This window comes from Arthrobacter flavus, assembly GCF_039526005.1.
Lineage (GTDB): Bacteria > Actinomycetota > Actinomycetes > Actinomycetales > Micrococcaceae > Arthrobacter_D > Arthrobacter_D flavus.
On record NZ_BAAAIJ010000059.1, the window covers coordinates 242,818 to 256,820 of the forward strand.

General features: G+C 64.1%; 10 protein-coding genes. 2 read left to right on the forward strand and 8 right to left on the reverse strand.

The features are described 5' to 3' along the window. Positions 1–16: 16 nt before the first annotated feature. The 3 genes from ABD059_RS16140 to ABD059_RS16150 form a co-directional block, all read right to left on the reverse strand. Entirely contained in the window at positions 17–952 is a 936-nt protein-coding gene (locus tag ABD059_RS16140) for an SPFH domain-containing protein (RefSeq protein WP_343881891.1), read from the reverse strand. Between the two features lie 54 nt (positions 953–1,006). After that, positions 1,007–1,486, reverse strand: a complete 480-nt coding sequence (locus ABD059_RS16145) for an NfeD family protein (protein WP_343881893.1) — start codon at positions 1,484–1,486, stop codon at positions 1,007–1,009. 122 nt (positions 1,487–1,608) lie between these two features. Then, positions 1,609–2,460, reverse strand: coding sequence for a putative RNA methyltransferase (locus tag ABD059_RS16150; RefSeq protein WP_343881895.1), 852 nt, complete (start codon positions 2,458–2,460; stop codon positions 1,609–1,611). A 132-nt stretch (positions 2,461–2,592) separates the two neighbouring features. Between ABD059_RS16150 and ABD059_RS16155 the strand changes: the two genes are divergently transcribed. After that, entirely contained in the window at positions 2,593–4,572 is a 1,980-nt protein-coding gene (locus tag ABD059_RS16155; protein ID WP_343881897.1) for a S9 family peptidase, read from the forward strand. Between the two features lie 4 nt (positions 4,573–4,576). Here the strand turns inward: ABD059_RS16155 and ABD059_RS16160 are convergent, their stop codons facing one another. Then, on the reverse strand, positions 4,577–6,019 hold the full coding sequence (locus ABD059_RS16160) for a sensor histidine kinase (RefSeq protein ID WP_343881899.1): 1,443 nt from the start codon (positions 6,017–6,019) through the stop codon (positions 4,577–4,579). Positions 6,020–6,266: 247 nt separating this feature from the next. Here ABD059_RS16160 and ABD059_RS16165 point away from each other — a divergent pair, with 247 nt between their 5' ends. Then, positions 6,267–8,657, forward strand: coding sequence for an ATP-binding cassette domain-containing protein (locus ABD059_RS16165; protein WP_343881901.1), 2,391 nt, complete (start codon positions 6,267–6,269; stop codon positions 8,655–8,657). A 6-nt stretch (positions 8,658–8,663) separates the two neighbouring features. On the opposite strand, the gene ABD059_RS16170 is transcribed toward ABD059_RS16165, so the two are convergent. The 4 genes from ABD059_RS16170 to ABD059_RS16185 are packed head-to-tail and all read right to left on the reverse strand — an operon-like array spanning position 8,664 to position 13,956. Continuing rightward, complete coding sequence (locus ABD059_RS16170; RefSeq protein ID WP_343881903.1) at positions 8,664–10,064, reverse strand: NtaA/DmoA family FMN-dependent monooxygenase; 1,401 nt, start codon at positions 10,062–10,064, stop codon at positions 8,664–8,666. Continuing rightward, positions 10,064–11,335: an acyl-CoA dehydrogenase family protein gene (locus tag ABD059_RS16175; RefSeq protein ID WP_343881905.1), complete on the reverse strand. Its 1,272-nt coding sequence runs from the start codon at positions 11,333–11,335 to the stop codon at positions 10,064–10,066. Before ABD059_RS16175 ends, ABD059_RS16170 begins: the two co-directional genes overlap by 1 nt. A 10-nt stretch (positions 11,336–11,345) precedes the next feature. Continuing rightward, positions 11,346–13,070, reverse strand: a complete 1,725-nt coding sequence (locus ABD059_RS16180; protein ID WP_343881907.1) for a dipeptide ABC transporter ATP-binding protein — start codon at positions 13,068–13,070, stop codon at positions 11,346–11,348. 13 nt (positions 13,071–13,083) lie between these two features. After that, a complete protein-coding gene (locus tag ABD059_RS16185; RefSeq protein WP_377959690.1) occupies positions 13,084–13,956 on the reverse strand; it encodes an ABC transporter permease in 873 nt (290 codons plus the stop codon). Between the last annotated feature and the right edge of the window lie 47 nt (positions 13,957–14,003).

Here is a 14,003-nt window from a genome sequence, read left to right on the forward strand (position 1 = left end):
TGCCCGACTCTCCGTGTCAGCCGCTGTGGGTACGGGAGTGACTATCGCCGTCGGGCGCATCAGCGGTCGCGTTGCCCAGAACGTTGCCGATACCCTTGAGCGCTTCGCCCACCTCGCTGGGAATAATCCACAGCTTGTTGGAGGATCCTTCGGCCAGCTTGGGAAGGGTCTGCAGGTATTGATAGGCGAGCAGCTTCTGGGTCGGGTTGCCCTTATGGATGGCATCGAACACCTTCTGGATGGCCTGCGACTCGCCGTCGGCGCGGAGAATGGCCGCTTTGGCGTCACCTTCAGCGGCGAGGATTGCGGCCTGCCGCTGGCCCTCAGCCGTGAGGATCTGCGACTGCTTCGTTCCCTCTGCCGTCAAAATGGCTGCGCGGCGGTCCCGCTCGGCTCGCATCTGCTTCTCCATCGAGTCCTGGATGGACAGGGGAGGGTCGATAGCCTTCAGCTCCACCCGGGATACCCGGATGCCCCAGCGACCGGTGGCCTCATCAAGCACTCCACGCAGTTGCCCGTTGATCTGGTCGCGAGAGGTCAGAGCCTCTTCGAGATTCAACCCACCGACCACGTTGCGCAATGTGGTGGTGGTGAGCTGTTCCACGGCCTGGATGTAGTTGGCGATCTCATAGGTAGCGGCCCGAGGATCAGTCACCTGGAAGTAGACCACCGTGTCGATTGAGACCACCAGGTTGTCTTCGGTGATGACAGGCTGGGGCGGGAACGACACCACCTGTTCGCGCAGGTCCAGCAAGGGCAGCAGCCGGTCCACAAATGGGATCAGGATGGTCAACCCCGGTTGGAGGGTTCGCTGGTACTTTCCGAGCCGTTCCACCACACCGGCGCGTGCCTGCGGGACAATTCGCACCGACTTCACCAGGACGACCAGGACGAAAATGATCAGGGCAATCAGGACGACTGTCAGTCCGATTGCCCCTGCGTCGGTAGGCATATATTCCCCTTTAAGTTGTTAGCGCGATCAATGGGTAAGTCTGGGCAACCGGATCTAGACTGCTCCGGAATCGGCGGCCTGCGGGCGGGCGGGGGCGCTGATCAGGGCGGTCGCACCGTCAATTCTGGTGACGGCGACCCGTTCGCCGGCGGGAATCAACGACCCATCAAGTGTGCGGGCGGACCAAGTATCGCCGCCGATCTTCACGGTGCCGGATTCGCCGGTCACAATATCAAGGGTGAGAGCCGACTCCCCGATGAGACGGTCCACGTTGCTTAGCTGATCGGGGGAGCCACGCTTCAGGTGTTTCAACGCCACCGGGCGGACCACCAGCACCATCAGGAGGGACACTACGCAGAAAATGATGACCTGCAGGAAGAAAGCCGCGCCGAGGAAGGTGCTGATCATGGCTGCGAGGGCCCCCATCGCCATCATGACGAAAAACAGGTCAAGAGTCAGGGTTTCCACTGCGGCAAGACCAAGGAAAAGAACCAGCCACAGTATCCAGCCGTTCTCCAAAAGCCACTCAAACATGTCGTCCCCTCTGGCTAAGGCGCCGTGAGCGCTTGTACTGCGTTCTTCCATCATGCCAAAGCGGAGTGGGGAAACCTAGGGGTCCAGGCCTCAGCGGCGTGGTTGTTATCGATCCGCAAGCCTCAGCGGGCCTGGTGCTTACGGAAAACCTGGATGGTGAATCGTGCACTGGCTACTGTGCGTGCGGGGAGTACCGCCACATCTGCCCACAGGTCTACCGGAACCAGGTGGTGTCCAGCCGGCCCCATGAGCGCGACATGGTAGATATCGGCGCGGGACAACTGCAGGGAGAGCTCAACGGTTACCGAATCGGCCTCGTCAAATAGTCCGGTCAGGCTGGTTGCCACGCCCCTGGCCTTATCCGGGCGCACCTCAAGCAGGCCGGCGTCGTCAGCGATTTCGGCAAGATGCCCCGGCAGAGGCGTCACAACCACCAGCACACCGTCGGGACCCAGCACGCGATGGAACTCCTCGGGGTTGCGGGGCGCAAAAACGTTGAGGACGACGTCAACCCCTGCATCCCGCACCGGCAATCGCCGCCACACATCCCAAACCATGCACACGCCGTCCCGCAGGGCGCCGGCGGCACGGCGCAGGGCGAACTTCGAAATGTCGAGGGCGAGCACTGCTGCCGCGGGATGTCGGCGCTCCAGCTCGGCCAGGTAATACCCGGTTCCGGCTCCGGCGTCGAGGATTGCCCGGGGCTCGGCGACGTGCCGCTGCGCCAGATCAGCCACAACCGTCCGGAGGTGGTCGTAGTGGCCTGCTCCGAGAAAGTCAGTGCGTGCCTGAACCATCACCGCAGTGTCCGACTGGAATTCCGTGCCCCTGCCGGTGAGCAGGTTGAAATAGCCCTGCTTTGCCGCATCGAACCGGTGCCCCACCCCACACACCAGAGCACCGGCGCCGTCCAAGAGTTCCAGCGGCGCTGCGCACACGGGGCAGCACAGCAGGTTTTCGGGAAGGCGGCGCATAGGTTCATCCTAGGGCCGGAATTGGGAAGACCCAGCGACTGATCTAGTCTCGGACTTGTGAAACCACATGAGCTGAATCACCTCCAGTCCGTAAGTTCACCGTCGATCTCACCTGATGCACAGCGTTGCGTTGTGTCGGTGACCCGACCCGATTTCGATGCCGACAGCTATGTAGGGCAGTTGTGGGACATTGCGGTCCCGGGGGGCGCCGCGCGGCGGTTGACCCGCGGTTTCCGCGACACCGCACCCCAGTACTCACCGGACGGCACCGCCATCGCCTTCCTCAGGGCAGAGCCGGGCGGCAAGTCACAGTTGATGATCGTCGATAGCCGTGGCGGCGAACCCCAGCGTCTGACGGACCAGAAAATGGGGGTTGGCGCGTTCAGCTTCTCGCCCGATTCGTCGAAGCTCACCTTCACCTCCCGGGTTCCGGAGCACGGCCGCTACGGGACCGTCGACGGCGTCGGCCCCGGGCTAGAGGATCCCCGCCTGATCAGTACGTTCAAGTACCGCATGAACGGGCTGGGCTACTCGCTGGACAAACGAACCCAGATTTTTGTGCTCGATGTTCCGAGCCTCGACGCCGAGCCCTTCGTGGAACCGGTCGGCAGGGCGAAGGAAGCAGCGGCGGACCAGGCTGGCGGTGAGAAGCCGACCACCAGTGGGAAGGGAACCGGCAAGGGGCTTCCGGAAGCCGTGCAGCTGACCATGGCAGACGCGGACCACAACGAGCCGGTTTTCACCCGCGACGGGCGTCGCATCCTCTTCACCGCGGCACTTCATGCCGACGCCGACACCACCCTGTACACCGACGTCCACTCGATGGCCGTGGATGGGTCCGACGTCGTGCAGCTCACCAACCGCGGCTCCGGTACTCGTGTGGGGTGCAGCCGACCGGTCGAAAGCCTCGATGGACGCTGGCTGTTTTTCCTGGGCAGCGACCTCTCCGAGGACGGACTGGACTTCCTGGCGCGCAACACCGCGCTCTACGTTGCTCCAGCCGCTGCACCCGGCGAAGCCCGGGCTATTACCGATGCCGAGACCGTGGACCTGGGCGAGGTGGGGGACATCGTGCCCCAAGGCGCTGATTCGGTGCTCGTCTTCAACCGGACCCGGGGCCGCGGCACGCTCCTGGAAGCCTCGGCCGACGGAACCATCAGCACTCTACTCGACAGCGAACTCATCGTCACAGGTGCAGCTGCGAAGGGCGACCTGGTGGTAGCCGCCTATACCGATCCCACCACCATGGGGGATCTGGGGGTAGTGTCCGGGGGCTCCCTGAAGCCGCTCACAGACCTCTCCAGTGACCTCCGGATGCAAACCTCAGTGGTGGTTCCCCGGGAAGAAACCTTCACGGCCAGTGATGGCCACAGCGTCCATGGCTGGGTGCTTGAACCCGAGGGGGAGGGGCCGCATCCGGTCCTGCTCAACATTCACGGTGGCCCGTTCGCCCAGTATGGCTGGGGATACTTCGATGAGGCGCAGGTCTATGTTGCTGCCGGGTACGCCGTCGTGCTGTGCAACCCGCGGGGTGCGGCCGGGTACGGGCAGGAGCACGGCCGCGTGATCAAGGGGGCGATGGGTACCGTTGACCTCCTCGATGTCCTGGGGTTCCTGGACGGCGCACTGGATAAATACCCGTCGTTTGACCGGGACCGGCTGGGCGTCATGGGCGGATCCTATGGGGGCTACCTGACCGCATGGACCATCTCCCAGGACCACCGGTTCACGGCGGCTGTGGTCGAACGCGGTTACCTGGATCCGCCGTCGTTCGTCGGCTCATCGGACATTGGCTGGTTCTTCTCCGACGCCTACACGGGCAACGATCCTGACCAGGTGAAGGCGCAGAATCCGTTTGCACACGTCGACAAGGTGCAGACCCCCACCTTCGTGGTCCACTCGGAGGAGGATCTGCGCTGCCCGCTGGAGCAGGCTCAACGCTATTACACCGCGTTGAAGCTGCGCGGTGTGCCCACAGAGCTTCTGGTGTTTCCCGGCGAGACCCACGAATTGTCCCGCGCCGGATCACCGTGGCATCGTCGGCAGCGGTTTGAACACATTCTCAACTGGTGGGCCAGGTACCTGCCGACGGCGAAGAACCAGCAGCCGTAAGCGGCTAGCCTATGGCGGCAGGCGGCGGCGCAGCGCGGCGGGGGAGCAGGATCTCAAAGGAGGCACCCCAGCCCGGTCGGGAGACCAGCGTTGCGCTGCCGCCGTGGGCTTCGGCAATGGCCGCCACAATCGACAGGCCCAGGCCAGCCCCGCCAACCCTCGCGCTGTCCCGCCCTGAGCCCCGCGCAAACCGGGCGAAAATGTGCTCCGCATCCCCGGGCTGGATTCCGGGGCCCGAATCCCTCACCCACAGGCGCAGGGCGTCAGCCTCCATCTGAGCGCCGAGTTCGATCGTGGCACCCTCGGGAGTGAACTTCACCGCGTTATCGGCGAGCTGCAGGAGCGCCTGGGTGACGCGGTGCCGATCCGCCTGGATGACAGCTGGCTCGGGGACCGCCACTTGCCAATCCCGGTCGGCGAGCGCCGTCATCTTGCGGTACACACTCTGCACCAGGTCCCGCACCTCCACCAGGTCAAGAGCCAGGAAGTCGGGGCGTTCCGCGCGGGCCAGCACAAACAGGTCCGAGACGATCTGGTTCATGCGGTCCACTTCGTCGGTCACGAGGGCGACGGTTGCGGCACGTTCCTCGGGTGTCTCATCCAGATCGATCAGTTCCATCTGCCCCCTGATGACGGTCAGGGGTGTCCTCAGCTCGTGGCTGGTGTCTTCAAGAAACCGCCGCTGGGTGGTGAAGGTCTGTTCGAGCCTGGTAAGCATGTCGTTGAAGGCGTCGGCGATCTGTGATGCCTCATCGTTTCCGGTGGTGGTGATCCGCCGGCTGAGGTCGGTATCCGAGATGTTCCTGGCTGTTTCAGCGAGAGCCTTCAGTGGCCTGAGTACCCTCCCGGCCAGGGCGAGACTGAGGAGGGCTGCGAGGATTGTGGTACCTAGTTGCACTATCAGCTGGGTCTGGACTGCACGGTCGATTTCGTTCTGTTCGTTGGCGGGGAAGTTTGCCACCACAAACAACCCGTCGAACGGTTCGCCGGAGTACGGCACTGCCACGTAGGTTGTCTTGCCTGCCGGCGTGTCGAGGGTTCCTTGTTCCATCTCCTCAAGCCCCAGCCAGTAGTCGACGGTGCTCTGGTAGTCCTCAGGATCGGGGACCTGCGGAGCTCTCCGGGATTCGTAGAGTTCACCGTCGAGGAACGCGAGCAGGGTCTCTCCCTCATCGGCGATCTCGCGGGAAAAGTACACATCGAAAATGGCTGAGAGGTCCTCGCCAAACGGATCTCCGGTGCGTGGGTCAACACCGCCGGCCAGGAGTCTGAACTCCTCAGCCTCACGGTCCAGTCCGGTGCTGATCTCTTCATTGAGCCGCTCGAACAGGACCAGCCGCAGTAAAAGGACTGATCCGACGGAGGACAGCACCAGCAGGATGACCACCACTGCGACAATCCGGACGCGGATACTCGACGTCCACCGCCACGCACCAGCACCTCTCATACCGCAAGAATAGGCGGTGTTGCCGGCTGCCGGGCAGGGCTTGGCAGCCAGGTTTCGGGCGGCGCCGTGTCTGGCGGTGCTGTTTCGGGCGGCGCGGTGGAGCAGGCCGCCGGTGCAAAGGACGGTTGCATGGTGCCGTCGCCTGCAGCAGAATCAGACGGTATCAAACGTCCTGGTGGATCCTGGTGAGCATGAGGCCAACGACGCCGTTGAGAGCCGCTACGGCGACCCGGCAGTAGGAGAAACGATGAGTACGTCGACGATGACCGACCCACCCGGGCTACCCTCGCACACCGCTGACCAACACGATCTGATCCGGGTTCAGGGTGCCCGCGAGAACAACCTCAAGGACATTTCAGTCGACATTCCGAAACGTCGTCTGACGGTCTTCACTGGCGTGTCAGGATCGGGCAAGAGCTCCCTGGTGTTCGCCACCATCGCTGCCGAGTCGCAGCGGATGATCAACGAGACCTACAGCGCATTTGTCCAGGGATTCATGCCCACCCTGGCGCGCCCCGACGTCGACCGCCTGGAAGGCCTGACGACGGCGATCATCGTCGACCAGGAGCGGATGGGCGCCAATCCACGCTCGACGGTCGGCACCGCCACCGACGCCAACGCGATGCTCCGGATCCTCTTCAGCCGGTGTGGGTCACCCTATGTGGGTCCGCCGACCGCGTTCTCCTTTAACGTCCCCACCCGCAAGGCCAGCGGAGTGATGAGTACCGACAAGGGTGGTCGGGTGCAGAAAAGCGTGGTCAAGGATGCCGTCTACCTGGGTGGCATGTGTCCACGCTGTGAGGGGATGGGATCGGTCTCCGATTTCGACCTGACAGCGCTCTTCGACGAGACCAGGTCCTTGGGGGAGGGAGCACTCACCATACCCGGGTACAGCATGGACGGCTGGTACGGCCGGATCTTCAGCGGTGCAGGTTTCGACATCGACAAGCCGCTGGCCAGATTCACCAAGAAGGAACTCGACGACCTCCTCTACAAGGAGCCGACGAAGGTGAAGGTCGAGGGCATCAACCTCACCTTTGAGGGGATCATCCCGAAGATCCAGAAATCGATGCTGTCCAAGGATGTTGAGGCGATGCAACCTCACATCCGGGCGTTCGTGGAGCGGGCTATCACCTTCCAGCCGTGCCCCGAGTGCCACGGCACCCGACTCAGCCCGGAAGCAAGGTCCTCGACGATTCGGGGCAAGAACATCGCCGAGCTGTGCATCATGCAGATCGACGAGCTGGCGGCCTGGGTGCGTGCGTTGGAGGAACCCTCCGTGGCGCCCCTGGTGAAGGGCCTGCAACACCTGCTGGATTCCTTCGCGGAGATCGGGCTCGGCTATCTATCGCTCGACCGGCCGGCCGGCACCCTGTCCGGGGGAGAGGCTCAGCGGACCAAGATGATCCGCCACCTCGGTTCCTCCCTGACCGACATCACCTATGTTTTTGATGAGCCGACCATTGGTCTGCACCCACACGACATTCAGCGGATGAACGGGCTGCTGATCCAGTTGCGTGACAAGGGCAATACGGTGCTCGTGGTGGAGCACAAGCCCGAGACCATCGCCATCGCTGATCATGTGATCGATCTGGGTCCTGGCGCAGGCGCCCAGGGCGGCAGCGTCTGCTTCGAGGGCAGTGTCGACGGTCTGCGTGCCAGTGACACCATCACCGGCCGCCACCTCGACGACCGGGCAGCGGTTAAAGCATCGGTACGTCGGCCCACGGGCATCCTGGAGGTGCACGACGCAGCAACCCACAATCTTCAGGACGTGGATGTTGACGTGCCGCTGGGTGTGCTCTGCGTTGTCACGGGAGTAGCTGGTTCAGGTAAGAGCTCGCTCATCCACGGGTCGATCGCCGGACGCGAGGGTGTGGTGGTGATCGACCAGGGCGCGATCAAGGGGTCACGCCGCAGCAATCCTGCCACCTACACGGGCCTCCTTGAACCGATCCGGAAGGCCTTCGCCAAAGCGAACGGCGTCAAGCCCGCACTGTTCAGTTCCAATTCGGAGGGTGCCTGCCCCACCTGTAACGGGGCTGGCATCATCTTCACCGAACTTGGGGTCATGGCCACTGTCGAATCCACCTGCGAGGACTGCGAGGGGAGGAGGTTCCAGGCGTCAGTCCTTGAGTACACCCTGGGGGGCCGCAACATTGCCGAGGTGCTCGCCATGTCGATGACCGAGGCTGAACACTTCTTCAGCGAGGGCGACGCCCGCACCCCGGCCGCCCACAAAATCCTTGACCGTCTGGTGGATGTGGGCCTCGGCTACCTGACCCTCGGCCAGCCGCTCACCACCCTCTCGGGGGGTGAGCGGCAGCGCGTCAAGCTGGCGACGCAGATGGCCGAAAAAGGCGACGTGTATGTGCTTGATGAGCCGACCACCGGCTTGCACCTGGCCGACGTCGAGAACCTGCTCGGGCTCCTCGACCGGCTCGTCGATTCCGGCAAGTCGGTCCTGGTGATCGAACACCACCAGGCGGTGATGGCTCACGCCGACTGGCTGATCGACCTTGGACCGGGTGCGGGTAACGACGGCGGCCGGGTGGTTTTCGAGGGAACGCCCGCCGATCTCGTCGCCAGCAAGACGACGCTGACTGGCGAGCACCTGGCGGCCTACGTCGGCAGCTGACCCCGCCTAACCCGCTGTCTGGAGTGCGGTGTCCCCGGCATATGCTCCCCGGTGGCTGGCCGCCCGATGCCGGTCAGGGAGGTGCGCTCCGTCACCGAAGAACTTCTCCCGAAGGGTCCCGGGCCGATATTCAGACTGCGCCAGACCGCGCTGCCGCAGTTCGGGCAGTACCCCCTCGATGAAGTCCTGGTAGGAGCCGGGGATGGTCTGGTTAATGATGTTGATCCCGTCGATTCCCGCGTCCTGCCAGGATTCGAGCTGATCGACGATCTGTTCGGGGGTACCAGCAATCTGCTGGTTGTACGCCCAGTAACGCGCAACATCGGCGATCGTCGGATTACCGCCGGGGACTGAGGCGAACAGGGCTTCAAGCACGCCGCGGGCGCCGTCGGTCCGCAGTTCGCCAAGAGTGGTGTCGAGGGGGAGCCCGCCGAGGTCCACCCCGATCCCGCCGCCGATATGCGCCACGATAGTATCCAGGTCCAGATAGCCGTCGAGCTCGGCCCGCTTCCGCGACACCTCGGCTTCAGTGGACCCGACCACAAAGGAAAGTCCGGCGAAAAACTTGATGTCCTCGTCGCGGCGGCCCACTTCGCGGGCCAGGGCGCGTACCGATGCTGTGGTCTTCCGGGCATAGTCCACATTGGGTGCGAAGAGGAAGGCTGCTTCAGCGTTGGCGGCGGCGAAGTGCTGTCCCCGTCCCGAGGAGCCGGCCTGGAACAATAGCGGAGTGCGCTGCGGCGACGGAGCCACCAGATGGGGGCCTTCCACGGAGTAGCGCGCCCCGTGGTGATTGATCTTGTGGACCTTCGACGGGTCAGCGTGGCGACCCGTCCGCTTGTCCTGGATGAGGGCGCCGTCGTCCCAGGATCCCTCCCAAAGCTTGTAGCAGACCTCCAGGTACTCATCGGCCCAGTCGTAGCGGCTGTCGTGTTCGACGAGCCCGTTGTGGCCGAAGTTCTTGAACGAGTTCTCCAGCACGCTGGTGACAATGTTCCAGGCGACCCGCCCCTCGCTGAGGTGGTCGAGGGTGGACATCTGGCGGGCAAACTGGAATGGATGAGACTGAACAACTGAACTGGTCAGGGCCAATCCGAGGTGTTCGGTGGTTGCCGCCAGCGCCGACTGCAGGACCAGCGGATCATTCGCGGGAACCTGGAGGCCCCGCTCGATGTGGGACGTCCAGCCGCCCCCATGGTTCCCGTACAGCCCGACGACGTCGGCGAGGAAGAGCGCATCGAATTTCGCTTCCTCAAGCGTCCGCGCCAGGTCGGTCCACAGCCGCAGGTCGTTGAACCGGTGTTGCTGGGCTTCGGGGTGGCGCCACTGACCCCCGAGGATGTGGCTGGTGGTGTTCATCGCGAAGGCGCTGAGGAGAAGACGTGGGCGTTCAGTAAAGACTGACATCAGGGGGTACCTCCGGTGGTGGATGATGGGCGAGCGGTGGCGTCGCCGATGCTGTTCAGGCCAGTCGGGGTGGTGCCATTGACCAGATAGTCACCGACTGAGCGCGCTTTGAAGAGCGCCGGGTTGTGGGTGGCGACCGTCCTCGCGTTGCGCCAGTGACGGTCCAGCGCCTTGTTCTTGCCGACTGCCGAAGCCCCGGCGACGTCGAACAGTTCGCTGGTTACCGCCAGCACCAGCGGCGGAATCGAGACGTGAGCCTGGTCGACAGCCAGTTCGGCTCGGAGAAACGCTGCCTCGGGGGATAGCGCCAGCGCGGAGTCGACGGCGGCGTCAAGGTCCCGGGCCGCCGCCGTCACGACGGCTGCGGCGGTGTACGCCTTCGATGCCAGGACACCGACATGTTCCTGGATCTGGGGGTCATCGCGGAACAGGCCACCCGATCCCGTGTTGAAGGTCCGGATCCGGGCTTGAACGAGGTTCACCGCGTCACGGCAGGCAGCGCGGCCGATCCCAGCCAGCACCGCCAGCAGGAAAAGCTGGAAGAACGCTGGTTCGAGCGTACTGGTCACCTTCCGCTGCAGGATGTCCCCGGGCTCAACCGGTACCCGGTCAAAGTGCGCGGTGCCGGTCCCCGTCAACGGTTGACCAAAACCATCCCAGTCGTCCACGATCGTCACCTGCGGGTCGTCAGCCCTCACCAGCGCGTATTGTCTCCCGTCAAGCCCTTCGGTGCTCGCCATGACTACTACCCAGTCGGCGAATATACTGCCGGTCGTGTAAAACTTCTCGCCGGTGAGAAACCATTGCCCCTCCTCCTGGTGGAGCCGGGTCTGGGTGGTGCCTAACGCGTTGCCTGAGCGCTCAGTGGCAGCGTTGCCGAAAATGTGGCCAGCGGCGATCCGGGGGAACCAACGGTCCTGAAACTCGACGGACTGCAGCGCGGCGGTCTCGACAAACGAAAAATGGGACCGCAACAGGTGGGAGACATTCGAGTCCGCCTCAGCCAGTTCAATCACGAGCCGGAAGAGGTGTTCATGGCTCACCGGATTGCCGCCGAACCGGGCGGGCACCCGAAGGGTGGTAAATCCTGCGTCCCTGAGCCACCCCACCTGGGCGAAGGGCAGGGTCCGGTCCGCTTCACGGGCCAGGGCACCGTCGGCGATGCGCCTGAACACCGGACGGAAACGCGCGGCGAGTTCCTCGTAGTGGGCCTCGCCCGAGGCCGGACTGTGCTGGGGTCCGCTGTGCTGGGCGCTGGTCGTGGTGGTCATGGAGTTGTCCTTACGTGGTTGCGAGGGCGGCGACGCCGCTACGGGTGGAGGCGTGGGCGCGAAGCCGGTGGCCCGGGTTGGAGTTGAGCAGCAGTTGGGTGTAATCACTGGTGGGATTGCCGAAGACCTCATTAGTGGGGCCCGTCTCTACGAGTTTTCCCCGATGCATGACGCCAACGGTCGAGGAGATCCGTTCGACCACGTGAAGGTCATGGGAGATGAAGAGGTAGGTCAACCCGAGGTCCCGTTGCAGGTGTGCCAAGAGGTCGAGGATCTGGGCCTGTGTCAGGACGTCGAGAGCTGACAATGCCTCGTCCAGCACCAGGGTGCGCGCCCCGAGCGCGAGCGCACGTGCAATGGCGACGCGTTGACGCTGGCCACCGGAGAGCGCCGGCGGGCGCTCGTCCGCGAGGTGCGACGGGATATTCACCTGATCCAGGAGCTCGGCCACCCGTCTGGCACGGGTTGCCCTGGAACCGATTCGGTGGTTCCGGAGGGGCTCGCCGATGATGTCGCGGATTGGTAGGCGAGGATCGAGTGCGGAATCGGGGTTCTGATAAACCAGTTGCAGGTGCTTCCACAGTTCCCTCTTCTCCCGTCGGGATGCGGAGGTGACGTCCTGTCCGTGGATGAGGACCTTCCCGGCCCCTGGATCAAGCAAACGGAGAATCATGCGTGCCGTGGTCGATTTCCCGGACCCCGATTCACCGACCAGGGCGAAGGTGGTGCCTCGCGCAATGCTGAACGACACGCCGTCGACGGCCCGGTGCTGCTCACCGGCCCTGGTGAAATCCCTGACAAGCCCCCTCACCTCGACGGCCAGTGGCCCATCGGGTGCCGTGGTGCCGACGGCTCTGGTCGCGGTGGGGCTGCTGTGAGGAGCGGCCTCCTCCAGCAGCCGGACAGTGTACTCATGCTCTGGCGCGGCCAGGATATCGGCGACCAACCGGTCCTCCAGGATGCGGCCTCGCCGCATCACGACGATCCGGACGGCGTGGTCGGTCGCTACCGCCAGGTCGTGGGTCACGAAGATGACCGCCGTGCCAAATTCGGTGGCCAGACGCTCAAAGACCTCAAGAATCTTCGCCTGGACGGTCACGTCAAGAGCCGAGGTCGGCTCATCTGCAATGAGCAGCTCGGGCCGGAGACTGAAGGCTATCGCGATGAGAACACGCTGTTTCAGCCCACCCGATAGCTGGTGCGGATACTGTTTCAGCCGCTTCTCAGGTTCGTCGATCCCCACCAGATCGAGGAGCCGGATCACCTCAGACCGGATTGACTCACGGGACCGCCGGGGACCGCTGGAGTGCAACCGGAAAACCTCGGCCAGCTGCGAGCCGATAGTTTTGACGGGATCAAGCGAGGCGCCGGGGTCCTGCGGTACCAGTGAGATCCGTACCCCCCTAATTTTTTCCAGGTCCTTTTCGCGCGCGTTCGTGAGGGTGAGGTTTCCCAGGGAGATCGAGCCCGCACCCCGGTGGGCAGCTGCCGGGAGTAGCCCAATAATCGATTTGGCCAGGGTGGATTTGCCCGAGCCTGATTCACCGACCAGTGCCACGATCTCACCGCGGCGGATGGTGAGATCCACGCCGTCGACGGCGGTCTTCGCCTCAGCTCCGCGGCCATAGTCGATCCGCAGTCCCTGGATGGTCAACAGTGATTCGTCGGTCCAGCGAGGGGTTCGTGCTGTTGGTATGGCGGGGGTGGGCCCGGGTCGTGCGTGTGTAACGTCCACTGGGTGCTCCTGACTAGATTCGGAAGGTTTTGAGTAACTGTCGGCCGAGGGTCGCCAGCAGGAGGACCGTCAGGACGATGACGAGACCCGGCAGCGTGGTCAACCACCAGGCGCTGCCGAGATATTGCCGTCCCTCGGCGATCAGCAGGCCCCACTCAGGAGTGGGCGGCGGGGCGCCGAAGCCGAGGAAGCCCAGCCCGGAGATGGCGAGGATTGCCGCACCCAGGTCGACCGCCAGCAACGCGAGGACGGGGCCGCTGGCGTTCGGCAGGATGTGGCGGGTAATAACTGACCACGAGGTTCCACCGTTGAGGAAAGCGGCCTCGATGAAGTCAAGATTCCGCACCCTCAGCACCTCGGACCGGACCACCCGGGCGAAGGAGGCGACCGATGCGATGCCGATGCCGACACCCAGCGAGATTGGGCCGGGGGAGAAGGCTGTGACGATGACGAGCGAGATAAGAAAGCCGGGGACGGCCAGCAACACGTCCACCAGCCGCATCGCTGTGGCGTCGGCGGCCCGTCCTGCGGTTGCGGCAATGATCCCCACGATTGTGCCCACCACCAGACCGATGAGGACCGCGAGCCCGGCGGTGAGGAGGGTCTGGCGCGTACCGAACACCACCCGGGTGAAGACGTCCCGCCCGAGATGATCGGTTCCGAAAAGGTGCTCGGCGTCGGGTGCACGAAAGTTGTCGCCCGGCACCCCGTCGAGTGGGGAGAACGGGGTGAACAGGTCGGGGGTGAGCGCCCAGGCCGCGACGACGGTCAGGGGCACAGCCGTCAACCAGAGGGACGGGTTATGAAGCGGTCCACGCCGTCGTCGGGCTGGCACCACAGACGATCCCGGCAGTACGGCGGCCCCGCGTCCGGGATCGTCCGGCATCACTGGACCTGGAGCTGCAGGAAATACTTGAGGGGGAAGACCATTGG